The following is a 24,654-nucleotide window of genomic DNA, read 5'->3' on the forward strand; positions in this document are numbered from 1 at the left end:
GCTAATTTCAGCCAACGCGCAACAGGGAGAACGTCATGTTAGAACCGCAAGCCATCGCTTCACAGGGGCCCGATTTTTCACCGCTGGTCATGGGGTACTGGCGTCTGATGGAGTGGGGGATGTCGCCACAGGAACGGGTCGCCTTTATTGAGCACCATGTGAGGCTCGGCATCACCACCGTTGACCATGCGGACATCTACGGTGACTACCAGTGTGAGGCGGCGTTTGGCGAGGCACTGAAACTGGCACCCGGCTTGCGCGACCAGCTACAGATTGTCACCAAGTGCGGCATCGCCACCCGCGCCCAGCCTGAGCATCAGATAGGCCACTACATTACCGACAAACGTCATATCCTGCAGAGTGCTGAAAACTCACTGCGCCATATCCATACCGATCGTCTCGACCTGCTGCTGATCCATCGTCCCGATCCGCTGATGGAGGCTGACGAGGTGGCCGAAGCCTTTATGGCGCTGCATCACAGCGGCAAGGTTCTGCATTTTGGCGTCTCTAACTTCACACCATCACAGTTTTCCCTGCTGCAATCCCGTCTGCCGTTCTCGCTGGTGACAAATCAGCTGGAGATCTCACCCGTGCAGCAAAGTGTGCTGCTGGATGGATCGCTGGATCAGTGTCAGCAGCTGCGTATTCGTCCGATGGCCTGGTCCTGTCTGGGTGGCGGTCGCCTGTTTAACGATCCCCATTTCCAGCCGCTGCGAGACGAACTGGAAGCCGTGCGGCAGGAAACCGGTGCCACCAGCCTTGAGCAGGTGGTCTATGCCTGGATACTGATGCTGCCATCACGCCCGCTGCCAATCATCGGCTCAGGTAAAACGGCGCGGGTCAGCGAAGCCGCCGGAGCACTGAACTTATCCCTGTCGCGTCAGCAGTGGTTCCGTATTCGCAAGGCGGCGCTGGGATTTGATGTGCCCTGAAGCGTAAAACTGCGTCAATCTCCGGCAAAATAGTGCAACAGCGACCAGACTTATCTCAAACCCTGGTATGCAAATGGAGTCACCATGAAAATGAAAGCAGTTGCCCTATTCGCACTGATCGCCTGCGGCTCAGCACAGGCTGCCAGCGAGCAGGTTACGATCCATCAGGTTACCGCTGAAGGGATTGGGAAATCGCTGGGCACCGTTAAGATTGACGAGACACAGTATGGTCTGCAGTTCACGCCGGATCTGCAGGGCCTTCAGCCGGGCATTCATGGTTTCCATGTTCATGCTAAAGGCAGCTGTGAACCGGGCGAGTCTGAAGGCAAAGTGGTCGCCGCCGGTGCGGCGGGTGGTCACCTTGATCCGGCCAACAGCGGCAAACATCTGGGGCCTTATGCAGAGGGGCACCTGGGCGACCTGCCCGCGGTCTATGTCGATGACAAAGGCAGCGCCACTTATCCGGTGCTGGCGCCGCGTCTGAAATCGTTAAAAGAGATCAAAGGCAAAGCGCTGATGGTGCACGTCGGCGGTGACAATCATGCTGACCATCCTAAACCGCTGGGCGGTGGCGGGGCACGCTACGCCTGCGGTGTAATCTGAGTTTCCGGGCGGCAGGCGATGGCCGCCCGCTTTTCTCCTGCCTGTTTATGAATTGTTGTACCATCCCTGACATTTCCCCCCTATGATATTGATTCAGGTAAGAAAGCGTGATGGGGAAAGGAGCAGGAAAATGAAATTCAAGGGCGCATTACTGCTGTGTCTGCTGCTGGTGGGATGCGATAAACCCAATGATACGCAACTGGTCACCGAAACCGGACGCGAACTGCAGCGCACCATCGATACCAACCCAATGCGTATCACCTGTGAAAAGATCGCGAAGGGTCGTGAATGGCTGAGCCGCAACATGGTGCGTAAGCTGGAAGCGCAGGGTTGCGATCAGGTCTTTCGCAGCGCCACCGAAACCAATTTCACGGATAGCACTATTTATCGCCGTACCATGACTATGGTGTGCGGTGGCATTCATGGTCAGAGTTTTACCGGTACCGAACTGACACGCCGGTTTATCTTCTCACCCGATGAGAAAGTGCTGGTGATTGAACCGATGACCGAAATGGATAAAACCCGCTTCGAAGGCCATAAAACGCTGCAACAGCTGCAGGATGATTTTAACCGGCAACAGCAGCAATATTGCCAGTGATCACTCCGGCACCGCCTGCTTCAGCTGTGCCAGTGAACAGCGTAACCGCCAGATAATCCCCGCCAGCTCGCTGGCCTCGTTGCTTTCCAGTGCCAGTAACGCGGTGATGGTCTCCTCCAGTTGCGTCAGCATTCGATCCAGCGAGCTGTGGCGCACGCCGCGGCTGCTGATAATCTGCTGTAAGTCTTGCAGGCAGTGATCGCGAAACCCCATCAGTGCGGCTGAACCGGCGCGCCATTCACGCAGCTGCCAGACGATATGCGAGCAGTTGAGCAGCACCACGCCCCAGCGCAGTAGCCAGACGCGTGCCTGCTCGTCCCGGCTGTGACTGAGCTGGCTGATACGGTGGTAAATCTGCGATTCGAAGCGGCTCTCGCTGAGCCGGGGCCGCTGCCGCAGCTGATCGAGAAACGCCAGCCGCAGCGCCCGGATATGCCGTCGGCTGCGCCGCGCATCGGAGCTGGGTCGCAGAATCTGGAACGCCAGCCAGGCGAGCAGCACCCCGCAGACTTTGGCGATGTTATCGTTAAAGAAATCCTGATAATCCCAGGAGGGCGGGTTAGTCACCGCAATAAACGAACCCATAAAGACGATGAACTGTCCCCACATCCCGGCGCGCTGCTTCTGCTGCAGCTTAAAGAGTTGCAGCGTCACCAGCAGCGGGAACAGAAACAGCAAAAACTGCCACAGCTGACTGATCTGCACCATCAGCCCAAACTTCATCACAAAACTAAACGCAAACAGCCACAGCAGGGTCTTCAGCAGCAGCGTGACGCTGCCGCCAGGTGAAGGTGATGAAGCGTAGAGCACACAGGCTATGGCGGTTAAGGTGAGCGCGGCTGCACCTGAAGACCATTGCGTATTGATCCAGAAGGCGCAGCCCAGCACGATAACGCTGAAGGTACGCAGGGCGCTCCAGCCCGCCTCGGCGCTGTCACTGTCGCGCGCCAGCGCCGGAACCGGCGGTGGCTGAAAACGGGTGTCGGCATCGGCGCGATCCAGCAGGCGGATCCAGCGCTGCACGTTGAGGTACATCCAGCAGAAGTAGCGCAGCCGCTGACAAAAAGCGCGCTGCCGGTAGTCGCCATCCGCTGCCGGGGTCACGCTGCGCAGGATTTGTGCCAGACGATATTTATCACACGCCGGTTTCGCCAGCTCCGCCATCAGTTGTTGCAGCGCCTCAAACAGCGCCTCAGGCGCGTCGGGCCAGTTCAGCAGCATGCGTCGCAGGCTGGAGAGCACGCTGGTGAGTCGCAGCTGCTGGTGCAGCACATAGTTCAGCACGTTGTTCTGTCGGCGAAAGCGGTAGTGGCTCCAGAACGCCTGAATCCGCAGCAGATTCATGGTCAGGATCTGGCTGATGACATTTTCATGCGCGGTCCGGATGGTCTCGCTGGCTGAGGGCTGCAGCAGTAACACCGCATGTTCCAGCAACCGGGCATGCATCTGTTTCAGTGAGGTAATCAGCGTCTCACCATCGGAGGTACTCGGCAGTACCATCATCATCAATCCGGCGCAGAGAATGCCGGAGATCACCTCGCAAACCCGTGCCTGAGCGATAGTCCATAGCGAGGTGATATCGGTGATATTAACGCTGCTAAAGGCGATGATGGCGGCGGTGTAGCCCGCCAGCGAAAAGGCGTAGGCAACGTTATTCTGGTAGTGATTCGCTATGCCGGTACAGAGCGCCAGCCAGCCGGCAATGGCAAAGGTAAACAGCCACGGCTCATTAAGCGTATGTCCGGCGATCAGCAGCGCAGCGCTGGCCCCCACCAGACTGCCAACGATGCGCCCCAGACTTTTACTGATCGCGCCGCCGACGGTGGGAAAACTAATCACGGCGGCAGAGGTCATTGCCCAGTAGGGCTCATCCAGATCCAGTGCGTAGGCGATGCTCAGCGCCAGGCACATCGCAATAGCGTTGCGCAACGCATAACGCCACTGGCCGGCGTTCGCCTTAATCCAGGGCAGTTGATCCCAGGCCAGCCACTGAAAATTCATGGCTGGATGGTGATGGTGCAGCTGGTTCCCGCCACCAGCTCTGCATCGGCAGGGAGCGGATCGAGACGAATGCGCACCGGCACCCGCTGCGCCAGCCGCACCCAGGGCACGTTAGGTTTGATATCGGGCACCAGACCGCTGTCGGTCTCAATGCTCTGGTCATAGATGGCGCGGCCAATGCTATCCACCTGACCCTGCAGCCGCATACCATTGCTGTAGAGCACCACCTGGGCCGCTGCGCCTGGGTGAATGTGGCGCAGTTTGGTCTCTTCGAAGTAGCCCATTACGTAGTAAGAGTGGCTGTCGACCAGGGCAAACAGAGGCGAACCCGCGGTGGCATAGTTGCCGGGACGCAGCGTCAGATTGGTGATCCAGCCATCCGCCGGTGCGGTCAGCGTCGTCTGCTGCAGATTCCAGCGCGCCCGTTCCCACTCCGCCTGTGCCGCTTTGGTGCTGGCGGCCGCCGCGCCGGCGCTTAATCGCGCGGCATCAAGGTCCTCTGCGGAGATGATGTTGCGCGGCAGGCTGCTGCGACGGTTAAATTCATGCTGCGCTTTCGCGAGATCCGCCTGCGCTTTGCTGAGCTGGGCGGCGGCATTGTCGAGCGCGATCTGCCACGGCACCGGGTCCAGCGTTAACAGCTGCTGGCCCTGATGCACAAACTGATTGTCTTTGACCTTCAGTTGCGTAATTCGTCCCGACACCTGAGGCGTGATATCCACCAGCTCTGCCCGTACTTTCCCGTCACGGGCCCAGGGCGACTGCATGTAGTAGTTCCAGAGCCAGCCAGCGGCCAGCAGCGCCAGGGCAAACACGATCAGCGTGGAGAAGTATTTTACCGCGTTAAATTTCATATCGATTATCCGTGACCGATGAGCCAGAGTGCGGCGGTAACGCACAGCACAAACAGGGAGAGATCAAACAGGGTGGGATGCCAGACATCGCCGGAGTAGATCCAGCCACGCACCAGAGGGTGGATCAGCAGCCAGAAAAAGAAGCCGAGGATCACCGCTTTGAATATCGGCGGGAAAAACAGTGAGGCGCCCACCACCAGATCGGTCAGCGGATTCGCACCTGAAAAAGCAGGAGTGAGCACGTGATAACATCCTTCGTTAACCCAAACAGCAGAGTGAAAGCGCTGCCACGTTATGGTGGCCTGGTCCGGGATTTGTAATTTGTCCTGTAAACTCGCAGAATAGTGTAAAATCTGGCTTGATAGCTAGCAAGCTAATTATAAGGAGATGAAATGGATACGCCCCTCGGAACGGATTTATCTCGCCTGGTGCGCATCTGGCGCGCGTTGATTGATCAGCGGCTGAAGCCGCTTGAGCTGACTCAGACTCACTGGGTGACGTTGCACAATATTCATCAACTGCCGCCCGAACAGTCCCAGATTCAGTTAGCCAAGGCGATTGGTATTGAACAGCCTTCGCTGGTGCGCACGCTGGATCAGCTGGAAGAGAAAGGATTAATCACCCGTTCGACCTGCGCCAACGATCGTCGTGCCAAGCGCATTAAGCTGACGCAGCAGGCCGAGCCGATTATCGAACAGGTTGAGAGTGTGATTGATGAGACGCGGGATGACATTTTGTCCGGCATCAGTCGGGAAGAGATCAGTCAGATGGTGACGCTGATCGCCCGGCTTGAAAAAAACATTCTCGAACTTCAGCATAAAGAGAAATAAAAAAACCGACGCCCAGGCGTCGGTTTTTTGTTTAGCTTCATTAGCGAGGTGAAACCGTCACCTGGCTGCCGTTGGATGCCATCACAACACGCTGGCCAACAGAGTAACGCGTGGCGGCCTGTTTCTGAACCACCATGATGGTGTTGCCATCATCCTTACGGATTTCCAGCTCAACGCCATCGGTTTTATTGACTGCGCCCTGTACGCCCTGGCCTGCTACGCCACCCAGAACCGCACCACCGGCTGTCGCCAGGCTACGTCCGCTGCCGCCACCAATGGTGTTACCCAGGAAGCCACCCAGCACCGCACCACCGATAGCACCGATGACATTGCTCTCATCGCCGCCCTGGATTTTCACCGGACGTACCGAGACTAAGGTACCGTACGAAACGCTCTGCACCTGCTTAGCTTCACTGGCACTGTAGGTATCACCCGACAGCGTACTGGTATTGCTACAACCTGCCAGCATCACACCGGCCAGAGCGACCACAATTACACGCTTAATCATTTGAAACTCCTTTAGTCGAGAAGGTGCCACGTTTACCGCTGTATCCTGCTCACAGTATAAGACACAAACCTGGCAAATTAATCCCTGTCCGAATAAAACACGGCTGGACGAAGCATAGACTATGCAGGATCAACAATAATTCAATCGTGGATTAAAAATAGTCCCATTACGTTATCAGTCAGCACGATTGGATAAAAAGAATTTAATCATAGAATTAGCGATCATTATTTGTCAGGCTAACCGCAGATGAATCGCACTTCCCGCCGGAAGTAAGGAATGGCTATGAAATCAGGACGCTATATTGGGGTAATGTCAGGCACCAGCCTGGATGGAGTGGATGTGGTGCTGGCTGCCATTGATGAAAATATGGTGGCGCAGCAGGCGAGCTACTGCCATCCGATGCCACCAGAACTGCGTCAGGCGATTCTGGCGATATGTCAGGGACAGTCCCTGACGCTGTCGCAGCTCGGCCAGCTTGATACCCGCCTCGGCCAGCTGTTTGCTGAAGCGGTAGTGACATTAATGAAGCGCGAATCGCTTGAAGCCAGCGATATCACGGCGATTGGCTGTCATGGTCAGACCGTCTGGCATGAGCCACAGAGTGACGCACCCAATACGCTGCAGATTGGCGATAATAATCAGATCGTGGCGGCCACCGGCGTCACTGTGGTAGGAGATTTCCGCCGCCGTGACATGGCGCTGGGCGGGCAGGGCGCGCCGCTGGTGCCTGCCTTTCATCAGGCGCTGCTGATGGATGCTACTGAACGCCGCATGGTGCTGAATATTGGCGGCATCGCCAATCTCTCGCTGCTGATCCCGGGTCAACCGGTGCGCGGCTTCGATACCGGCCCCGGCAATATGCTACTGGACGCCTGGATCTGGCGCAATCAGGCTCAGCCGTATGATAAAGATGCGCAGTGGGCGCGCAGCGGGTCGGTGATTCCGGCACTGCTGGAGGCGCTGCTACGTGAGCCCTGGTTTGCGTTGCCGCCGCCGAAAAGCACCGGGCGCGAACACTTCAACCTCAGCTGGCTGGAGCAGCATCTGCGCTATTTCCCGGGTCTGGCTGCGCAGGACGTGCAGGCTACGCTGGTCGAGCTGACCGCCATCACCATCACGCAGCAGGTGTTACTCAATGATGGCTGCGACCGTCTGCTGGTGTGTGGCGGCGGCAGCCGCAATCCGCTGCTGATGGCACGACTGGCAGCGCATCTTCCGGGAACGGAAGTAACGACTACCGATGCGGCGGGTGTCAGTGGTGACGATATGGAGGCGCTGGCGTTTGCCTGGCTGGCTTTCCGCACGCTCTCCGGCCTGCCGGGCAATCTGCCTGCGGTAACGGGCGCACGGGAAAAAAGCGTGATTGGCGCAATCTTTCCGGCGAATTCACTCTATCGACGCTAAGCGCGGAGTCGGGGGCAATCTGCCCCCGCAGGATGACAGGTGGCCGTCAGGCGGCGCCGGAGAGATGCGTCAGGTTGCGAACGCCAGTAATCACCGAGGCAACCATGGTTTCACGTCGGGTAATCACCTCAACCTGATAAAACCGGCTGCGGTAGGCGATGGAATAGATAACGGGATGGTACTTATTACCTTCTCCGTAGCGGGAGTAGTGCGCTTCAAGCGCACGAGTCGCTGCGAGAATATGGGAAGGTTCTTTATCACCGCGGATGATTTGCTTCATTCAGTTCCTCAAATGCTGTCCCTGGAGTCACGTCGCACGCATGGCGCGTAGCGCTGGCCTAAACACTGAACATCTGACTGCTAAACATTTAATCACTGACTGGGTAATGACTGACTCTGCCGCGGGAAGATGACAGAAAGATGATCCCCCGGGGCTGTTAATTATTTAGCAGCCGCCGGGGGATCCAGCAAGGCAGGAAATCGCAAATTCATCCAAATCGCAGAGGCGGTCAGATCAGCTCTGGCCAGGCCACGGCGGCAACGCCATTGAGTACAGGTTTTGAGAACAGAAAGCCCTGAAACTGGGTCACGCCTGCCGCTTCAAGCCACATCCACTCTTCCGGCTGTTCAATGCCCTCGGCGATAACACCGATCTCCAGCGAGGAGCAGCATTTCAGAATGGCATGAATGATCGCCTGCTTCGGCCCACTTTTATGCACATCAGCGATGATGGTTCGGTCGATTTTAATCTTGTCAGGCTGAATGCGCGTCAGCAGCGACAGGCCGGCAAAACCGGCACCGAAATCATCCAGCGCCAGGCTGATGCCGGCCGCCTTCAGCTGCCTGATGGCGGCTTCAAAGGCCTCAGGCTGCGAGATAATTTCATTCTCGGTGAATTCAACCATGATCTGCTCTGGCACCAGTCCCTGCACAGCAATCTCATCCAGCAAAAACGGGACGGCGTCGGGCACTTCCACCAGCGTCATCGGCAGCAGATTGATCGACAGAGTCATGCCCTCAATCCCCAGTTGCTTCGCCTGGGCGAAGGCGATCTTTTTCGACCTCAGATCGAGCTGATAGAGCTGCTCACGTGACAGTCGGGCAAAATAGTCGAGTGGCGGTTCACCCTGCGGGCCGCGCAGCAGCGCTTCCAGCGAGACGATTTCGCAGGCGAAGGGGTCAACGATCGGCTGAAAAGCAAAGCTGACCTCATCCGCTGCCACCAGCGATGCGTTGCCTGCACGCTGTTCTGACTCGTCACGGATAAACGTCCAGCCGCTGGCGGCCGGGATCTCAAAATAGTTCTCTTTTTCCCGCGCTTCGACAAAGGTGCGCAGGAACTGCAGTGCGCGATCGGCATAGGTCATCTGATACTTTGTGGTGCACTTTGCCAGCACCGCCTCCAGTACCGTCTCTTTATCATGCAGTCGCAGATCGAACAGCTCCATACCGACGTGGCCAAAACGGCGTGCCGGGGCGTAATCGCGCAGCAGTTCGACCAGATTATGGTGGCGTGGATCCTGGCAAATCCGGCTGTAGACTGCATTGACCGCCGCCTCGGGGCCTTCCAGCAGCTGGAAAAAATGCGTGCCATTGAATAATAAAATTCCGGTGATGCTGGAGGATTTATTGATTTTATTCGCTTTCCGCGCCAAACCATTCAGGATCTCAAGCGGCACATGTTCGGTAATGTGGCTGCGATAGATGATTGTCGACAACATAAAGGTTTCCGGAATTTTTTATTTTTTGTTATGGCACCTTACCAGAAGCTTCTTCCGGGGAAAACGAGGGCCAGTACGTCTTTCTCACTCTGACTCTGTTTTAATCAACCGGCAGCGTGGTATCGCCCGTTCCCAGAGAGCGCTGCATAAAAACGGTATCCAGCCAGCGACCCTGTTTGAAACCTACCGAGCGCAGGATGCCTGTCATCTCAAAGCCTGCGGCGCGATGTACGGCAATCGAGCCCTGGTTCTCGCTGTCGCCGACGTTGGCGATCAACTGGCGGAACCCTGCCTGCTCAGCCCAGCGGATTGCATGGTTTAACAGGCGCGAACCGGCTCCGCGCTTCTGAAATCCGGGATCGATATAAATTGAGTCCTCCAGCGTATGCCGGTAGGCATGGCGCGGGCGATAAGGCGTCAGATAGCAGAACCCACGTACTTCTCCGTCGCTGACAGCGATAAACCACGGCAGGCGCGCCTGCTGAATCTTCCGCATCCGCTCGCCGATCTCTGCCGCGTCGGGCGGCACTGTCTCAAATGAGCCGGTGCCGTTAAGGACATCCCAGGCGTAGATCTGCTGAATCGCCATGATGTGGCGTTCATCTGCCTCAAAAATTTCCATTATGCGGTTTTGCCCCGAAAGTCTGCACCTGGTGGAAAAACAACGGTATAGCGGGCGATGTGAGGGCGCAATATAAATATTACTCGCTCATGAAATTTTATGAGTGCGTCATTCGCCAGGATTATTCCTGGCAGGAAGCAGATAAAAAATCACGTCGGTTTAGTGCCACTACTGAATGGTAATTAAGCCTATTCTGAAAACAGCGTCAGCCGGATGATCCGGGCCTGCGTTAAGGCTATTATCTTCGCGATTCTGATGGAGTTGATTTATTAACTGGAGGCGCAGCGTGATGCGATTTGTTGATTTTCTGAATAGTAAGCAGGGGCTGCGTGCAGCAAGAAATCACTGCTTTGAATTAAATGGTGTGGTACTGGGCCATTTTACTGCGTTATTCCTGCATGATAACCAGATTATTTTTACCAAAGATGGTAAGCAGTGTGCTGTGCCTTATTATCTGGGTCCCGAAGAAGATTTGCTTCAGCAGAAAATAAATCCACGCATTAAAAATATTCGCGCGATCTGAATGGACGCCGCGATGAGTTTATCGCTTCAGCCATAACACCTGCGTAATATTTCCTCATTCCCCGGGCGATAATATTGGCACTGTCTGGTAAATAGCATCGACGCTATTTCTAACTTCCCTGTTTTCTGCCAACCCATTCGTTTACGCCTGCTTATTTACCCGACTCGCTGCTGTTCTGCGCGGGTGCAATAAACAGCAGCAGCAGGGCGCTGAACGCAAACAGCGTTAATGCCGTACTGGCTCCCAAAGAGGCGTAGAGCTGACCAAACAGCAGCGATCCCGCTACCTGGCCCACCGCCAGCATAAAGAACAGGATGCCGACGCCAGTCGCCGGATCTTCAGCAGTGGCGCGCGCGCCCCACACCAGCAGCACGCCCGATAGGGTGACGTAACCTGCGCCACAGCAGGCAACCGCGATCGCTAAGCCGGTGGATTCGCCCCGACTCCAGGCCAGCACCAGCAGTGGCACTGCCATCCCGCACAGTGAGAATCGGTATACACCCTTCAGCCCGATACGGGCAGCGACCGGCCCGGTTGCCGCACCCACGATGCCTGCGCCTCCGGCAATCAGCCAGAGTAAGCGGGCGGTCTCCTCATCAACACCGACATGCTGTCGCAGCAGCGCTGACCCAAAGCTCCACCAGGCTGCACTGACCAGACCCGAAATCAAGGCAATACTCATCAGCCGATGCATGGAGCGGCGATACAGCCGCTGGTGCCAGTGACGCACTCTGGTGGGGCGACTGGCGGCGTGACCCGATAACACGCGCATCACCGGCAGCACACAGGCCAGCGACAGCAGAGCGAACAGCAGACAGGCGGCACGCCAGCCGCCGGGCAGAACGCTCAGGATGACCACCGTCAGGATAATGCCCGCGCTGGTGCCGGCATTGATCAGGGTATTGATGCGCGGCTGACCCGCAGCAGGAATTCGATCACTGACCGCCGCCGCCAGAGCAGGTGAAGCCAGACCGGCACTCAATCCGGCAATAAAGAGTCCGGCCGCCAGCAGCAGCGTTGATGAGGCACAGGCGAGCAGCAGCAGACCCGCCGTCGCACTGAGTGAGGCCAGCAGCGCCGTCAGCCGGGTGCCATAGCGATCCGCCAGCGCGGCTGCGGTAAGAATGGTGAGGCAATATGCCACAAAGCTGCAGGCTGACAGCATACCCGCCTGCTGCGGGTTGAACGGGATCTCCGCTGAGATAGCGGGCAGCATCAATCCCCATGAGAAGCGCGCCATGCCATAGGTCACGGCGATCAGGCTGAAGCCGGTCAGCGCCAGCGCGATGGGCGATCTCATCCTGTCGCCCTGTTCTGAAGTAACTGACTGACGACCTGCGCCGCCTGTTGAGCAGCGGCGGGACCGGTAATCAGCGCCGTGGTAATGGCACCCTCAAAGAGTATCCAGATAGCATCACTCAGCGACTTATTTTCAGCACCGCGCAGATGCGTCACACAATGGGTGATATAAGCCCGCATCGTGGCCCGGAAGGCTAGCGCCTGAGCGGCCAGTTCACTGTCCCGCTCGGCATACTCTCCCCAGGCTTTAAGAAAGAAGCAGCCACGGGCACCGTTCGCTGCCGTCCACTCGCCCAGCATCCTGAACAGATGCGCTATCGCATCAGGCTGTTGCGGTGGCAGCAGATCGGCCATAAAGCGCTGCTCGCGCGCGTCGAGTACCGCTGCGGTCAGCGCTTCGCGTGAGGCGAAGTGATGATAGAGCGTGCGGGTAGAGACGCCCGCTTCGCGACAGATATTGTCGGTGCTGGTGGCGTGGAAACCGTGGGTGTAGAAGAGCCGCTCGGCGGCCTGGATGATATCGTTTCTCTTTTTCATGCTTTAAAAGTAAACCGATCGTTTTACTTTTTCAAGCCGGTCGCTGTTAATTACGCCCGCTGGTATTGATAAATCCCTGATGCCAGGGGAGCTGGCGTTCCGCTTAAAGGCACGCTGTGCACCACTTTCACTCTTATTCAGGTTCAGTTTATCAATACTCATAAATACCCCTGCGGGGATGATATTTTTCAGCTTCTGCTCTAATCATATCTGAGTAGCGCGTCACCCCTGGCGCGCAGGTTGATTTTATAAGGTATTGTTTTTAAGGTATTGTTTTGATTTTTGCTTTTTTAATGATGCATTAGCAGTATAAATGTAAGCGGAGCGACAGTGAGGGTGAGGGCGTTACAGCGCGTGGAATGCCTGAAGCGACATAAGCAATGAAAAAGGGCATATTCTCAAAGTCAGCCAGACTCACGCAATAAAGTGGTTTTAGGGATAATTCTCAGTTAGTTTAATAAAGCTTCAGATTACAAAAAAAACCTCTTACGAATTTTGGTTCGTTTTTTAAGATACATACAGCAACTATCAGGATGACTACCATGCTCAAAGCCAGCTACTATTATCTGTGCCCGCGTCCCATGGGTGGATGGATTTTACACAAAGAAGGTTGCGTTAATCTGTCAAAGAACGATAAACGCGTTTTTATTGGTTCGCTTTATACCCGCCAGCAGGCGCTGGCCGTGGCGAAAGTCCATCACGCTAATGCCATACTCTGTAATGCCTGCCTGAGCACTTTTATTTGCCCGACCAGCAGCACGGCAATTAAACCGGCACGCGCGGCAACGCCAACCCGCCATACGCCAAAACATTAATTTGTATGCAGGCAGTTATTGTTCTGCTGTGGCAGAAGGATAATAAAGGGAATTAATGCTGCGGGCCGGTTAGAATAAAAAAAGGCAGCGTAAAGACGCTGCCCTGTTCTTTATTTAAGCCTGTTTAGGCTGGCCATTTGAAGCGGTAATTCCGCCATCAACCGGCAGATTAACGCCGGTAATATAACTGGCTTCATCGCTGGCAATAAAGAGAATGGCACGGGCGATATCATCCGCTTCACCGGCCCGGCGCAGTGGAATACGGTCGTAAAAGCGCTCCAGCAGCGCCTGATCCTGTTTGGCATCTTCGGTCAGATCGGTAAAGGTAAAGCCGGGACAGATTGCATTGACTCGTACGCCATCTGCGCCGTAGTCCATCGCCAGCGCACGGGTGAAGTTGGTAATCGCCCCTTTGGCCGCGTTGTAGATGCTCATGCCCCAGTCGCCGCCTAAACCGGAAACGGAAGAGATGTTAACCACGTTGCCTTTGCTCTTTAACAGGGCAGGCATGAAATAGTGTACGCCGTGGAAAACTCCATCAAGGTCAGTTTTCATCAGGGTTTTCCATGCGTCGAGATCGACCTCATGGATGCGGCCCTGCACGATGACGCCGGCATTATTTACCAGCACGTCAACACGGCCATACTTCTTCAGCACGGTTTCTGACAGCTGTTTAACCTGTGCGGCTTCTGAGACGTCGCAGGCAGCCACCAGGTGATCGCCTGGCGTCATGTCGGCCAGCGTCTCTTCCAGTTTCTGCGCGGTACGGCCCACCAGCACCACTGATGCACCCTCTTCAGCGAAGCGTTTTGCGCTGGCTTCGCCAATGCCGGATCCGGCACCTGTCACAACCACAACTTTCTGCGTAAATCTGGACATTATGCCTCCTTTTCAGCATCAATTCTCACTGTTAACAACCGGTTAAGCCTGGCAGCGATCGCCAGAAACACAAGCGCAGCGCGAAATGCGCTGCGCCAGATGACTGCTTTTTAACCGGGTCAGCGGCTATGGACGTCTGAACAGGGCGAAGCTGCGTCCTTCCAGTTCGAAATCCTTCTCCTTGGTGATCACCAGACCGCGCTTCGCGGTGTCGCTGGTGGTCAGTTCCAGCACCCAGCCGCCTTCACCAAACTGCGGGATCTGGAACGGTACATTGCCTTCAAACGGATTGAACAGCATCAGGACGTCGTGCCAGATGCCTTCCTCGGTCTGGAGGTCCGGTCGGCCGATATAAACCCCCAGCGTTGAGCCTTCATCCCACTGCTCAGCCTGCTGGAAGCCGCCACCGGCGTTAAACCATTTGATATCCATGCCATCACGCCAGTTTTCACGGCGCAGTAACGGCTGCTGAGCACGTAACGTCAGGATCTGGCGGGTGAACTCGCGCAGCGCCTCGGCAGATTCCGGCAGGTTATCCCAGTGTACCCAGGAGATTTCGCTGTCCTGGCAGTAGCCATTGTTGTTGCCCATCTGGCTGCGGCCAAACTCGTCGCCCGCCAGCAGCATTGGCGTACCGTGTGAGAAGATCAGCGTGGCGAGGAAGTTGCGCTTCTGACGCTCACGCACCGCGTTGATGCTTTCATCATCGGTCGGGCCTTCAACCCCGTAGTTGTAAGAGCGGTTGTCGTTGTGGCCGTCGTTGTTGTCTTCGCCATTCTCCGCGTTATGTTTGTCGTTGTACGACACCAGATCGTTGAGGGTGAAGCCATCGTGCGCGGTGATAAAGTTGACGCTGGCCCATGGACGACGACCGTGCTGATCGTAGAGATCGCCGGAACCCAGCAGGCGGGCGGCAAAGTCTGTGGAGACGTTGTTGCCTTTCCAGTAGTCACGCACCGTATCGCGATACTGATCGTTCCATTCTGCCCAGCCTGGCGGGAAGCTGCCCACCTGATAGCCGCCCGGACCGATATCCCAGGGTTCACCAATCAGCTTTTTCTGCGACAGGACCGGGTCCTGCATGATGGCATCGAAGAAGCCGCCGCGCGGGTCAAAACCATCAGGCTCGCGACCGAGAATGGTACCCAGATCGAAACGGAAGCCGTCGATATGCATTGATTCTGACCAGTAACGCAGCGAATCGAGCACCATCTGCAGCACACGCGGATGCGAGGTGTTGACGGTGTTACCGGTACCGGTGTCGTTGATGTAATAGCGATGCTGGTCTGGCAACGTACGGTAATAGGAGAAGTTATCGATGCCTTTAAACGACAGCGTTGGCCCCAGCTCATTCCCCTCGGCGGTGTGGTTGTAAACCACGTCGAGGATCACCTCAATACCGGCATCATGGAAGGCTCGCACCATGTCACGGAAGCCCTGAATGCCGCGCGGCCCAAAGTAGCGGGTGGCGGGGGCAAAGAAGTTCAGCGTGTTATATCCCCAGAAGTTTTTCAGCCCTTTATCCAGCAGGTGCTGGTCATCCGGGAACCAGTGTACCGGCAGCAGTTCGACCGAGGTAATGCCCAGGCTTTTGATGTAGTCGACGGTCGATTTGTGGCTCATGCCGTCAAAGGTGCCGCGCATTTCAGGTGGCAGGGCGGTGTTGAGCTGCGTGAAGCCCTTAACGTGGGTTTCATAGATGACGGTTTTCGGCCACGGCACATTCGGGCGGTTTTTATCCTGCCAGTCGAATTCGTTGGGATCGATCACCCGGCACTTTGGCGTAAACGGCGCGCTGTCGCGGCTGTCGAAGGTCAGATCTTTATCGTCATGATAGAGATCGTAAGCGAAGTGCGCCTCGTTCCACGCGATGTCTCCCGCCAGTTCACGGGCGTAGGGATCGAGCAGCAGCTTGTTCGGGTTAAAGCGATGACCATTTTCCGGGTCATAAGGGCCATAAACGCGATAGCCATAGAGCGCGCCGGGCTGCAGGCCCGGAATATAGCCGTGCCATACTTCATGGGTATATTCCGGCAGCTCCAGACGGGCAATTTCCGTTTTACCGCTGGGATCGTACAGACAGAGTTCAACCCGCTCGGCGTGGGCGCTGAACAGGGCGAAGTTCACGCCCTGACCATCAAAGTTGGCCCCCAGTAAATGGCTGTATCCCGCCGTAATTTCAAAACGCTGACTGTTTGACATTTATGCCTCGTTATTCAATGAACAGATTGACGCGTAATAAAAAAAGTTCTTTCCGGAATTCACTGTGCCACCAGCACGGCACACCACTGCGATGCCAGCCCGGTAAGCGGCAACTGGTCGCCCGCAGCCACCGTTTTACCGGTCAGCACATCCTGGTAGCGGCGCTGGCCCAGTGCGGTGGGCAGCGCAATGACCGTGTCAGCCCAGCGCGCAGCGGGCGGCTGGTCGAGATTCTCCGGCAACTGGTTAAAGACCCGGCGTGACACAACCACTATCACCGCCTGATCCTGTCCGGTGCGGGCAAAGGCCAGCACATTATTCTGCTGCTCGCCCTCTGCCGACAGTGCCAGATAGTCACCGTGGCGGAACAGGGCAGGCTGCTGCTGACGCAGCGTCAGCAGCTTCACAATCGCCTGCTGATTGACCTGACCGCGCAGCCAGTGCGCCTCGCTGCCGTCGTGCTGTGGCGCGTTAAGCATCGCCGCCAGCGCGTCGAAATCGGGTTCGCGGCGGTTATCGGGATCGACCAGGCTGAAGTCCAGCGCCTCGCTGCCCTGATAAATATCGGGTACGCCAGGCGCCGTAAGCTTCACCACAGTCTGGGTCAGACTGTTGACCAGACCGGCACGCATAAAGGGTTGCAGCGACTGGCAGAAGTCACTGAGGAAGGTGCTGTTGGCGGGCGCAAGCAGGTGACGGGCATAGTCCAGCACTGCCTCTTCATAGGCGTCGTTGTTGTCGGCCCAGTCGGTACGCAGCTTGGCTTCACGCAGCGCTTTTTCCACATAGACCACAAAGCGGGCTTCCAGCGCCGCCAGACCTTCCGCATCCTGCGGCTGCAGGGTGGTTGGCCAGACGCCCGCCAGCGCTTCATACAGCATCCACTCCACGGCCGGTTCGGGTGCCGGACCATCTTTCAGGCGTACGACCTGATCGTGGTTCATCTCCCGCCAGCGGTTGACGCAATCCGCCCAGCGTTGCGGCGCTTCGGTAAGGGTATAGAGTCGCGCACGCGCATCTTCACCGCGCTTGGTGTCGTGCGTAGAGGTGCCCGACAGCGCATCGGGCTGATGTTCGCGCCGCGCCTGCATTTCAGCGTGAAACTGATCCAGCGAGAAGTGGCGCGCCAGCGGTTCAGCGCCGACTTCATTCAGCGCCAGCGCCATGTGCTGACGGAAGAAGAGGGTATCTTCCACCGATTTCGCCATCAGCGGTCCGGTCAGCTGCTGGAAGCGGGTGCGGAATTGCGTGGCATCGTCGCGAGCGGAGTCGGCAACCTCTGCGCGCAGAATATGGGTCAGGAAATCAAGCGCCTGGCTGTCGGGCGCATGGGCACTGGCTTTCACCTCGCTGACCACCTGTTGCAACAGCGCGGTGTCGGCTGGGGTCAGGCCCTGCGGCGTACCGTAGGTGCGATAGACCGGGAACGCCACCAGCAGTTCACGCAGCGCATTCTTCAGTTCCGCTTCCGGCTGTGGCGTGCCTTCTGCGTCGGCAATCTTCAGTGCCAGCTGCAGTAACCGGTTAAATTCACCGGCAAAATTGCGGTTTGCCATCAACAGTTTGGCGGCGCGCAGCTCCGCTTTCATATCAACGGTTTTACCGATGACGGCCTGATACGCTTTGCGCAGTCCGCTCAGCTGATCGCTGTCGACCAGCAGATTGGCGAGTGCGGCCATAAATTCATATCCGGTGGTGCCGGAAACGGGCCATGCATCAGGCAGCTGTTCATTGTCACCCAGGATTTTCTCCACGGTGAGATAGCAGTCGGGACCGGCAGCCTGGCGTAACTGTTCCAGATAGCCGTGCGGATCGGCCAGGCCATCCACGTGGTCGACGCGTAATCCCTGCACCGCACCGCTGTGAACCAGTTCCAGGATCAGCTGATGCGCGGCATCGAAGACCGTTTTGTCTTCCACGCGCACGCCTGCCAGACCGGTCACTTCAAAGAAGCGGCGGTAGGAGAGATTGTTGGGCGCATCGCGCCACGACATCAGCCGCCACGGCTGCTGCTCATGCAGTTCAGCAATCTCCGCCGCGTCGCGCAGGGCGAGCACCGCTTCTTCCCGATCCTGCCAGGTCTCAGGTGCCAGCGGATAGAAATTGTCGAAGTAGGCCAGCGCCGGTTTGCCGGTCTGCGGATCGCGCTTCACGCTGATCTCGCCGTTGGCCAGCACCGCCTCAAAGGTGTCACCGAGGAACGGCAGCGTCAGGCGGCGTGACCAGTCGATATCAAAGTAATGCGCATAGCGGCTCTGTTCGCCATGCTCAATGACGTCGCGCCACCACGGGTTCTCCAGCGAGGCGGCCATATGGTTGGGCACGATGTCGAGGATCAGTCCCAGCCCGGCCGCTTTCAGCGCGGCAGCCATGCGATCGAATCCTTCACGGCCGCCAATCGACGGCTCGATCTGGTTAACGTCGGTCACGTCATAGCCGTGGGTCGATTCAGCAGTAGCGCTGAAGATCGGTGACGCGTAAAGATGGCTGATACCCAGCTGTTTCAGGTAGGGCACCAGCGCCGCCGCACGGTCAAACGTCATGCCGTTGCGGAACTGAATGCGGTACGTTGCGGTTGGAATATTCATTCTGCTTCTCTCTTAGCCAGGCGAACCACGATAGCGTTGGGAATCAGTTCGCTGGCGGCCTGCGGCCAGGCAAACAGCGTTTCGCCTGGCAGATCGGGGATCGGCTGTGTGCTGTTGCCGACGTTCAGCGCCAGTGACAGCGTGCCCTGCGGGAAGTCCCAGCGCACCGCGAGGAAACCTTCCGCCGTTTTCACCACCTGACCGGCATCGCCACCGGCGGTCTGCAGCAGCGGCACGATATGTTGCTGACGCAGGGCCAGCAGCTGACGCGTCAGCGCCAGCCACTGCTGACCTTCCGGCGTTTCTGTTCGCTGCCAGTTAAGCTTCGACTGTTCAAAGGTGGTGACATCGTTAGGATCCGGCACGGTTTCGCCGTGACCGGCATGGCCTTCAAACTCTCTGGCGCGACCTTCACGCACCGCTTTGGCCAGATCGCCGTGGAAATCGGTGAAGAACAGGAACGGCCGGGTTTCGCCATACTCTTCACCCATAAACAGCAGCGGAATATGAGGCGAGACCAGTAACATCGCCAGCAGCACCTGGGTGCGCTCTGCGCCGGCCAGGCTGATGAGCCTTTCGCCCTGCGCACGGTTGCCCGTCTGGTCATGGTTCTGGATGAAGTCGACAAAGGCGACCGGCGGCTGGCTGCTGCTTTTCACGCCGCGTGGCTCGCCCGACTGCGGCGAGACTTCGCCCTGATAGACAAAGCCTTCTGCCAGCGCCCGCGCTACCCGCTGTTCCGGCTGGTCGGCGAAATCCTGGTAATAGGCGTGGCTTTCACCGGTTGCCAGCACATGCACGGCGTTGTGGAAGTCATCGTTCCATTCGCCGGTAAACAGCGGAGCGTCCCCGTTTTCGTCACGCGGATGCAGGAAGGTGACGTTACGGCAATCTTCGGTGGTCAGATGAATAGGGCGATCGGTAATCGAGGCGCGGATGCGCTCAGCAATGTCAATCAGCACATGCTTGTCGCTGGGATCGTCAATCTGATCGATGGCGTCAAAGCGCAGGCCATCCAGATTAAACTCCTGCAGCCAGTAGAGCGGCGCTTCCACGATATAGCGGCGCACCGCATCAACGTCATAGGCGATACCGGCGCCCCACGGCGTCTGGCGCGCTTTGTGGAAGAAGTCTGGTGAGAGCAGCGGCAGATAGTTGCCCTCCGGGCCGAAGTGGTTCAGCACGATATCCAGCACTACCGACAGACCGTGGCCGTGTGCTGCGTCAATAAAGGCTTTAAAATCATCGGGTGTGCCGTAGGTGGCATGCGGTGCATAGAGCAGCACGCCATCGTAGCCCCAGCCGCGATTACCACCGAACTGCGACACCGGCAGCACTTCAATCATGGTAATGCCGGTTTCAGCCAGCGTTGGCAGCTTCTCAATCGCCGCCCGGAAGGTGCCCTCAGGCGTAAAAGTGCCGATGTGCAGTTCATACACCACCGACTCCTGCCATGGACGACCCTTCCAGCTCGTGTTCTGCCACTGATAAGCGTCAGGATCGATCACCAGCGAGGGGCCATTGACCTCTGCTTTCTGAGCGCGGGCGGCGGGATCGGGCACCGCTGTACCATCGGCCAGCACATAATCATATTCGGCATTGGCTGCCACACCAGCGACCTGAGTTTCAAACCAGCCGTCAGCCTGCGGCGTCATCTCAATGTCTTTACCGGAGAGCCGCAGCGTCACGCGTTGCTGACCGGTTGCCCAGAGGCGGAAACGCACCTCGTCGCTGGCAACCCGTTCAGCGCCCCAACTTTTAAAAAAAGATTTGGATTCCATTCAGTTGCCTCATTTAGCCTGGAAATGCGCGATGGTGGCCACCGCACGAAAAGGATGTCGATGACGCAAGCGTCAAAAATCTTAAAGCTATCAGCGAGACCAGGAGGCCAGGTGGGCTGGCGCGTCTCTTCAGTCAGAAAGCCGGACTGGTATTCAGCGTGGTGTGGCGGAAAACGGGCCGTGAGACCGCTTCCACGCGGCATACAGAGAGTAATCATAGACTAAGATGTTGCAATCGCAGGGCGGCGGGAGGTGGAGAGGCATTAATTTGCGTTAATTGCTGTGAATCTGCATCCGGCGGGGCGAAAGCAGGAGCCAGGCGCAGAAAAGCCTGCCGGATGGCGCCGATTCGCTATAAGCTTATGCGCGATGGCGCAGGTCGCTCCGGATGACCTGCGGCGCTGAACACTTCAGAAGGATGTTACGTGAGGAAAAGAGTTCTGTTAGCCGCGTTGTTGTTGCTGGTCTCCGCCTGTTCTAACCGGGTCGGACACAGGCTGGACAGCAGTAATCTGCAGCAAATTCATGCCGGTCAGACCACCAAAGCCCAGCTGATCGCGCTGTTTGGTCAGCCTGACAGTGAAACGCCTTACCCGGACGGGCAGCGGTTGCTGAAGTGGACCTACAGCGAGGCGCGCACCCTGAACACCACCGAAGGGCAGACGCTGACCGTGCAGATGAAAAATGACAAAGTGCTGAACTATGCGCTGAGTAAAAGTTAATGCGCTGAGCAAACGTGAATCACGGCGGCGGCAGATCGCCACCGCGCATTCTGGTTACTGCCCGCCGCTCTGCTGTGCATCCCGGCTGTCGGGGCGCGGCTGAGCCAGACGGGCAAAATCGGATCCTGCCGGATGCTGATAAATCTGCAGCTCAAAGTGGCGGGCCATCGCGTAGATATACTCAAAAATCGCTGCCTGAGTATTTTCATAATCGGCCCAGAAAATAGAGGAGGTGAAGCAGTAGATCTCCACCGGCAATCCATCCGGTGACGGTTTCAGCGGTCGCACCACGATATACATCTCTTTCTGAATGTCGTCACGCTGCGCCAGCCAGGCGGTCAGGTATTTACGGAACACCATCAGATTGGTGATGCCGTTCTCCATAAACCAGCGGTCGCCCACGGCATTGATATCACGTCCATCCAGCAGCTCAGTGATCGATTCGCCAGCGAGGCGGATCTGGCTCATCGCCTGCAGCATCTCCTGATTCACAAAGGTGATCGACTTCTGATCAAGATAAAAGCTGCGCATGATGCGGCGTGCGCCCGAGGAGAACATCGCCTGCCAGTTGGTGTAGGTCTCGGTCAGGAAGTTCTTGGTCGGGATGCGCGAAATGGTGTTGTCCCAGTTGCGGATGGTGATGGTATGCAGAGCAATATCGATCACTTCACCACTGATATTTCTGTCCGGCATCTCAATCCAGTCGCCCAGTTGCAGCACATCGTTAGAGGAGAGCTGAATATTCGCCACCAGCGACAGCAGCGTATGCTGGAAAATCAGCATCAGCACCGCGGCGACCGCACCCAGCGAGGAGATGATAATCGCCGGCGACTTGTTGGACATAATCGCCAGAATCATGATCGCGGCGATAATATGCACCAGAATTTTGCCGATCTGGATATAGCCTTTGATCGAGTGATTCTTGCGTTTTGATTTGCGCGAATAGGAGTTGTTAACAATCTCCAGCACTTCGTTGAAGAAGATCGACAGATAGACAAAAAACAGGATGCCGCAGATGGTCTGAATCGCCACTTTCAGATTTTCAGGCAGGCCCGGCATAAACTGCAGGAAATTGTAGACCACAATCACCGGCACAAAATTTGACAGCTTCTGAGAGAGGCGGACATCTTTATCCAGCGGCACGCCCTTTTTGTGGCTGCTGAAAAAGACCTTCCTGATCACTTTGACGATGAAAAATTTGCAGATCAGGTGAGTGACCATCCCGGCCATAATCAGCAGCAACAGGCTGAAGCTGATCGACAGTACCCTGTTTCCCTCAATAAAACTCATCAGACTCTGAATGTAATGCATGATAACCACGTGCAAAAAAGATAAGGGGCGAATTCAACCACAGCACGGGGACGGTTGTTAAGCGCCGAATGCGTTCAGGCTGAGCCGCACCGCTTTTTTTGCGTAACGGCGCGCTGACAGCACCCTCCATCCTGCGGATTGTTACCTTCTCTGGTGCAACACTCAGATAAACGCCGCGCTGGCCGATAACAGCTTTATCTCCTCTGATATGAGCCTGCGGACATGCTTAAAAATCTTAAAATCACTCACGGTATCGCTGCTGTTCTGGTGGTCTTTGTGACGTTACTGACCCTGACCGGATTTCTGTTCTATAACGGCGTCTCAAAAGCCGACAAAAACTTCGTGGCGGCAGAGCAGCTTACGCTGCAGCAGCAGCACCTGAGTGACGCGGTAAAAACCTTGATCAAAACCCGCGTCACCATCAACCGCGTGGCAATCCGTTTCCTGAAAAATCAGCAGGATCCAAAATCACTGGCAGCCATGGCTGCGCTGCTGGAGCTGGCTGGAAAGTCTGCTGCTGCCGCCGATGCGGACTTCAAAGCCTGGCAGGCGCTGCCGCGCAAAGAGGGCCAGGGTGAAGCCCAGGCGACGCAGGTGCAGACCGCCTACCAGCAGATGCGTGACACCATGCTGGCCTCCATTACCTTTCTGAAGCAGGGCAACTATGCGGGCTATGGCAACCTTGAAGCGCAGGCGGCGCAGGACCAGCTCGACAGTGCTTATGAGGCCTGGCGTGCAGTGAACATCCAGCTGATGAAAGCGTCCTCGGAGCATAACCAGCGTAGCCTGACGGATGCGCTCTGGGCGCTGCTGACTATTGGCCTGATTACCGGCGTGATTGGGGTCGCGGTCTGGATTGGGCTGCAGAAATTGCTGATTGGCCCACTGGGCAGGCTGACCGGCCATATGCGCGCCATTTCGGGCGGTGATCTGACCTCCGATATTCAGCACGAAGGCCGCAATGAGATGGGTCTGCTGATTCAGGAGCTGCAACAGATGCGCGATGCGCTGGTGGTGACCATTACCTCGGTCGATGACGCCACCCGCTCTATCTTTACCGGTGCAGCGGAAATCTCTGCGGGCAGCACCGATCTCTCTTCCCGTACCGAACAGCAGGCTGCCGCGCTGGAACAGACCGCAGCCAGTATGGAGCAGCTCACCTCAACGGTGAAACTCAATGCAGACAATGCGCAGCAGGCGACCACGGTAGCGAAAGAGGCTTCAGCCACGGCCATGCAGGGCGGTGAGACTGTCGCCCGGGTCATCGCCAATATGGATCAGATCAGCGAAAGCTCGAATCAGATCGCCGGTATTATCGCCATTATCGACAGTATCGCCTTCCAGACCAATATTCTGGCGCTGAACGCCGCCGTTGAAGCCGCGCGTGCCGGTGAGCAGGGTCGTGGATTTGCAGTGGTAGCGGGTGAAGTGCGCTCGCTGGCCGGACGCAGCGCCAGCGCCGCGCAGGAGATCCGGGGACTGATCGACCGCTCAGCTGAGCGAATTAAAACCGGTGCCGGTCATGCTTCTCAGGCGGGCGTCGCGATGGAGAGCATCGTGACGTCGGTGAGTCGTGTCACCCAACTGATCGAAGAGATCGCGGCCTCCTCGACTGAACAGACCCGTGGCATTGAGCAGGTCTGCAAAGCGGTCTCGGAAATGGATGGTGTGACGCAGCAGAACGCCGCGCTGGTGGAGGAGTCCGCGACTGCCGCCGCCTCACTGGAAGAGCAGGCGAGCTACCTGCGTAAAACGGTATCGGTATTCAAAACCGGCACTTTGCAGGTGGCGTTCTCTGCTGCGCCGGTGGCGAAAGCCCTTGCCGTGCCAAAACTTCAGCCTGCCCGCCTGGCGGACAATGATAACTGGCAGACCTTCTGATAAAAAAAAACCGCCCCGAAGGGCGGTTTTTTATTTTGTGACG

The 24,654-nt window shown here is 57.0% G+C and carries 24 protein-coding genes; 9 read left to right on the plus strand and 15 right to left on the minus strand.

Annotated elements, in window-relative coordinates; all coding sequences use genetic code 11:
- Nucleotides 1-35 precede the first annotated feature (35 nt).
- The 3 genes from AC6I8B_RS09010 to AC6I8B_RS09020 all read left to right on the plus strand — a co-directional run bounded on the left by AC6I8B_RS09010 (nt 36) and on the right by AC6I8B_RS09020 (nt 2,133).
- The gene (locus AC6I8B_RS09010) at nt 36-932 is read left to right on the plus strand and encodes an aldo/keto reductase (protein WP_033757493.1); all 897 of its coding nucleotides are present in this window, start codon (nt 36-38) and stop codon (nt 930-932) included.
- Nucleotides 933-1,016: 84 nt separating this feature from the next.
- Nucleotides 1,017-1,535: a superoxide dismutase family protein gene (sodC, locus tag AC6I8B_RS09015; RefSeq protein ID WP_010245567.1), complete on the plus strand. Its 519-nt coding sequence runs from the start codon at nt 1,017-1,019 to the stop codon at nt 1,533-1,535.
- 130 nt (nt 1,536-1,665) lie between these two features.
- On the plus strand, nt 1,666-2,133 hold the full coding sequence (locus AC6I8B_RS09020) for a hypothetical protein (RefSeq protein ID WP_010245563.1): 468 nt from the start codon (nt 1,666-1,668) through the stop codon (nt 2,131-2,133).
- Here the strand turns inward: AC6I8B_RS09020 and AC6I8B_RS09025 are convergent, their stop codons facing one another.
- From AC6I8B_RS09025 to AC6I8B_RS09035, 3 genes are read right to left on the minus strand one after another with little or no spacing between them, the layout of a single operon-like run.
- Nucleotides 2,134-4,134 carry an FUSC family protein gene (locus tag AC6I8B_RS09025; RefSeq protein WP_157352008.1) on the minus strand — a complete coding sequence of 667 codons (2,001 nt, stop codon included), beginning with the start codon at nt 4,132-4,134 and terminating at the stop codon, nt 2,134-2,136. It lies immediately after the preceding gene.
- Nucleotides 4,131-4,988, minus strand: a complete 858-nt coding sequence (locus tag AC6I8B_RS09030) for an efflux RND transporter periplasmic adaptor subunit (RefSeq protein ID WP_157352010.1) — start codon at nt 4,986-4,988, stop codon at nt 4,131-4,133. Before AC6I8B_RS09030 ends, AC6I8B_RS09025 begins: the two co-directional genes overlap by 4 nt.
- Before the next feature lie 5 nt (nt 4,989-4,993).
- Nucleotides 4,994-5,230, minus strand: coding sequence for a DUF1656 domain-containing protein (locus tag AC6I8B_RS09035; RefSeq protein WP_010245554.1), 237 nt, complete (start codon nt 5,228-5,230; stop codon nt 4,994-4,996).
- A 150-nt stretch (nt 5,231-5,380) separates the two neighbouring features.
- Between AC6I8B_RS09035 and slyA the strand changes: the two genes are divergently transcribed.
- Nucleotides 5,381-5,818, plus strand: a complete 438-nt coding sequence (slyA, locus tag AC6I8B_RS09040) for a transcriptional regulator SlyA (RefSeq protein WP_010245551.1) — start codon at nt 5,381-5,383, stop codon at nt 5,816-5,818.
- Between the two features lie 40 nt (nt 5,819-5,858).
- Here slyA and slyB read toward each other — a convergent pair whose 3' ends face one another.
- On the minus strand, nt 5,859-6,326 hold the full coding sequence (slyB, locus tag AC6I8B_RS09045; RefSeq protein WP_010245548.1) for an outer membrane lipoprotein SlyB: 468 nt from the start codon (nt 6,324-6,326) through the stop codon (nt 5,859-5,861).
- 282 nt (nt 6,327-6,608) lie between these two features.
- On the opposite strand from slyB, the gene anmK reads away from it, so the two are divergent.
- On the plus strand, nt 6,609-7,730 hold the full coding sequence (gene anmK, locus AC6I8B_RS09050) for an anhydro-N-acetylmuramic acid kinase (RefSeq protein ID WP_157352881.1): 1,122 nt from the start codon (nt 6,609-6,611) through the stop codon (nt 7,728-7,730).
- Nucleotides 7,731-7,776: 46 nt separating this feature from the next.
- Here the strand turns inward: anmK and AC6I8B_RS09055 are convergent, their stop codons facing one another.
- From AC6I8B_RS09055 to AC6I8B_RS09065, 3 genes are all read right to left on the minus strand, one after another.
- Nucleotides 7,777-8,010 carry a DUF4060 family protein gene (locus AC6I8B_RS09055; RefSeq protein ID WP_010245542.1) on the minus strand — a complete coding sequence of 78 codons (234 nt, stop codon included), beginning with the start codon at nt 8,008-8,010 and terminating at the stop codon, nt 7,777-7,779.
- Between the two features lie 229 nt (nt 8,011-8,239).
- Nucleotides 8,240-9,451 carry a diguanylate phosphodiesterase gene (locus AC6I8B_RS09060; RefSeq protein ID WP_157352012.1) on the minus strand — a complete coding sequence of 404 codons (1,212 nt, stop codon included), beginning with the start codon at nt 9,449-9,451 and terminating at the stop codon, nt 8,240-8,242.
- A gap of 100 nt (nt 9,452-9,551) precedes the next feature.
- Nucleotides 9,552-10,073, minus strand: coding sequence for a GNAT family N-acetyltransferase (locus tag AC6I8B_RS09065; protein WP_157352014.1), 522 nt, complete (start codon nt 10,071-10,073; stop codon nt 9,552-9,554).
- Nucleotides 10,074-10,362: 289 nt separating this feature from the next.
- Between AC6I8B_RS09065 and AC6I8B_RS09070 the strand changes: the two genes are divergently transcribed.
- A complete protein-coding gene (locus AC6I8B_RS09070; protein ID WP_010670048.1) occupies nt 10,363-10,596 on the plus strand; it encodes a hypothetical protein in 234 nt (77 codons plus the stop codon).
- Nucleotides 10,597-10,747: 151 nt separating this feature from the next.
- Here the strand turns inward: AC6I8B_RS09070 and AC6I8B_RS09075 are convergent, their stop codons facing one another.
- Genes AC6I8B_RS09075 through AC6I8B_RS09085 form a run of 3 tightly spaced genes read right to left on the minus strand, consistent with a single transcriptional unit; the run spans nt 10,748 to nt 12,594 of the window.
- Nucleotides 10,748-11,896, minus strand: coding sequence for an MFS transporter (locus AC6I8B_RS09075; RefSeq protein ID WP_157352016.1), 1,149 nt, complete (start codon nt 11,894-11,896; stop codon nt 10,748-10,750).
- Nucleotides 11,893-12,432, minus strand: coding sequence for a TetR/AcrR family transcriptional regulator (locus tag AC6I8B_RS09080; protein WP_157352019.1), 540 nt, complete (start codon nt 12,430-12,432; stop codon nt 11,893-11,895). The genes AC6I8B_RS09075 and AC6I8B_RS09080 overlap by 4 nt, the downstream gene beginning before the upstream one ends.
- A gap of 3 nt (nt 12,433-12,435) precedes the next feature.
- Nucleotides 12,436-12,594, minus strand: a complete 159-nt coding sequence (locus AC6I8B_RS09085; RefSeq protein WP_022625733.1) for a hypothetical protein — start codon at nt 12,592-12,594, stop codon at nt 12,436-12,438.
- A gap of 380 nt (nt 12,595-12,974) precedes the next feature.
- On the opposite strand from AC6I8B_RS09085, the gene AC6I8B_RS09090 reads away from it, so the two are divergent.
- A complete protein-coding gene (locus AC6I8B_RS09090) occupies nt 12,975-13,247 on the plus strand; it encodes a hypothetical protein (RefSeq protein WP_010245525.1) in 273 nt (90 codons plus the stop codon).
- A 114-nt stretch (nt 13,248-13,361) separates the two neighbouring features.
- Here the strand turns inward: AC6I8B_RS09090 and budC are convergent, their stop codons facing one another.
- From budC to treZ, 4 genes are all read right to left on the minus strand, one after another.
- Nucleotides 13,362-14,126, minus strand: coding sequence for a meso-2,3-butanediol dehydrogenase (budC, locus tag AC6I8B_RS09095; RefSeq protein WP_010245522.1), 765 nt, complete (start codon nt 14,124-14,126; stop codon nt 13,362-13,364).
- A 126-nt stretch (nt 14,127-14,252) separates the two neighbouring features.
- Nucleotides 14,253-16,328, minus strand: a complete 2,076-nt coding sequence (glgX, locus tag AC6I8B_RS09100; RefSeq protein ID WP_033779271.1) for a glycogen debranching protein GlgX — start codon at nt 16,326-16,328, stop codon at nt 14,253-14,255.
- Nucleotides 16,329-16,387: 59 nt separating this feature from the next.
- A complete protein-coding gene (treY, locus tag AC6I8B_RS09105) occupies nt 16,388-18,916 on the minus strand; it encodes a malto-oligosyltrehalose synthase (protein WP_497817701.1) in 2,529 nt (842 codons plus the stop codon).
- On the minus strand, nt 18,913-20,697 hold the full coding sequence (gene treZ / locus AC6I8B_RS09110; protein ID WP_497817702.1) for a malto-oligosyltrehalose trehalohydrolase: 1,785 nt from the start codon (nt 20,695-20,697) through the stop codon (nt 18,913-18,915). The genes treY and treZ overlap by 4 nt, the downstream gene beginning before the upstream one ends.
- Before the next feature lie 425 nt (nt 20,698-21,122).
- Here treZ and AC6I8B_RS09115 point away from each other — a divergent pair, with 425 nt between their 5' ends.
- Nucleotides 21,123-21,419 carry a hypothetical protein gene (locus AC6I8B_RS09115; protein ID WP_033767119.1) on the plus strand — a complete coding sequence of 99 codons (297 nt, stop codon included), beginning with the start codon at nt 21,123-21,125 and terminating at the stop codon, nt 21,417-21,419.
- A gap of 54 nt (nt 21,420-21,473) precedes the next feature.
- Here AC6I8B_RS09115 and AC6I8B_RS09120 read toward each other — a convergent pair whose 3' ends face one another.
- Nucleotides 21,474-22,730 carry a mechanosensitive ion channel family protein gene (locus AC6I8B_RS09120; RefSeq protein ID WP_010245507.1) on the minus strand — a complete coding sequence of 419 codons (1,257 nt, stop codon included), beginning with the start codon at nt 22,728-22,730 and terminating at the stop codon, nt 21,474-21,476.
- 222 nt (nt 22,731-22,952) lie between these two features.
- Here AC6I8B_RS09120 and AC6I8B_RS09125 point away from each other — a divergent pair, with 222 nt between their 5' ends.
- Entirely contained in the window at nt 22,953-24,611 is a 1,659-nt protein-coding gene (locus AC6I8B_RS09125; RefSeq protein WP_157352025.1) for a methyl-accepting chemotaxis protein, read from the plus strand.
- Nucleotides 24,612-24,654: the final 43 nt, after the last annotated feature.

The organism is Pantoea sp. X-Soil-ISGK-285 (assembly GCF_059730815.1).

Coding starts and splice junctions, on each gene's coding strand:
- AC6I8B_RS09010 (WP_033757493.1), top strand. CDS start 36: ATGTTAGAACCGCAAGCCATCGCTTCACAGGGGCCCGATTTTTCACCG.
- sodC (WP_010245567.1), top strand. CDS start 1,017: ATGAAAATGAAAGCAGTTGCCCTATTCGCACTGATCGCCTGCGGCTCA.
- AC6I8B_RS09020 (WP_010245563.1), top strand. CDS start 1,666: ATGAAATTCAAGGGCGCATTACTGCTGTGTCTGCTGCTGGTGGGATGC.
- AC6I8B_RS09025 (WP_157352008.1), bottom strand. CDS start 4,134: ATGAATTTTCAGTGGCTGGCCTGGGATCAACTGCCCTGGATTAAGGCG.
- AC6I8B_RS09030 (WP_157352010.1), bottom strand. CDS start 4,988: ATGAAATTTAACGCGGTAAAATACTTCTCCACGCTGATCGTGTTTGCC.
- slyA (WP_010245551.1), top strand. CDS start 5,381: ATGGATACGCCCCTCGGAACGGATTTATCTCGCCTGGTGCGCATCTGG.
- slyB (WP_010245548.1), bottom strand. CDS start 6,326: ATGATTAAGCGTGTAATTGTGGTCGCTCTGGCCGGTGTGATGCTGGCA.
- anmK (WP_157352881.1), top strand. CDS start 6,609: ATGAAATCAGGACGCTATATTGGGGTAATGTCAGGCACCAGCCTGGAT.
- AC6I8B_RS09055 (WP_010245542.1), bottom strand. CDS start 8,010: ATGAAGCAAATCATCCGCGGTGATAAAGAACCTTCCCATATTCTCGCA.
- AC6I8B_RS09060 (WP_157352012.1), bottom strand. CDS start 9,451: ATGTTGTCGACAATCATCTATCGCAGCCACATTACCGAACATGTGCCG.
- AC6I8B_RS09065 (WP_157352014.1), bottom strand. CDS start 10,073: ATGGAAATTTTTGAGGCAGATGAACGCCACATCATGGCGATTCAGCAG.
- AC6I8B_RS09070 (WP_010670048.1), top strand. CDS start 10,363: ATGCGATTTGTTGATTTTCTGAATAGTAAGCAGGGGCTGCGTGCAGCA.
- AC6I8B_RS09075 (WP_157352016.1), bottom strand. CDS start 11,896: ATGAGATCGCCCATCGCGCTGGCGCTGACCGGCTTCAGCCTGATCGCC.
- AC6I8B_RS09080 (WP_157352019.1), bottom strand. CDS start 12,432: ATGAAAAAGAGAAACGATATCATCCAGGCCGCCGAGCGGCTCTTCTAC.
- AC6I8B_RS09085 (WP_022625733.1), bottom strand. CDS start 12,594: ATGAGTATTGATAAACTGAACCTGAATAAGAGTGAAAGTGGTGCACAG.
- AC6I8B_RS09090 (WP_010245525.1), top strand. CDS start 12,975: ATGCTCAAAGCCAGCTACTATTATCTGTGCCCGCGTCCCATGGGTGGA.
- budC (WP_010245522.1), bottom strand. CDS start 14,126: ATGTCCAGATTTACGCAGAAAGTTGTGGTTGTGACAGGTGCCGGATCC.
- glgX (WP_033779271.1), bottom strand. CDS start 16,328: ATGTCAAACAGTCAGCGTTTTGAAATTACGGCGGGATACAGCCATTTA.
- treY (WP_497817701.1), bottom strand. CDS start 18,916: ATGAATATTCCAACCGCAACGTACCGCATTCAGTTCCGCAACGGCATG.
- treZ (WP_497817702.1), bottom strand. CDS start 20,697: ATGGAATCCAAATCTTTTTTTAAAAGTTGGGGCGCTGAACGGGTTGCC.
- AC6I8B_RS09120 (WP_010245507.1), bottom strand. CDS start 22,730: ATGCATTACATTCAGAGTCTGATGAGTTTTATTGAGGGAAACAGGGTA.
- AC6I8B_RS09125 (WP_157352025.1), top strand. CDS start 22,953: ATGCTTAAAAATCTTAAAATCACTCACGGTATCGCTGCTGTTCTGGTG.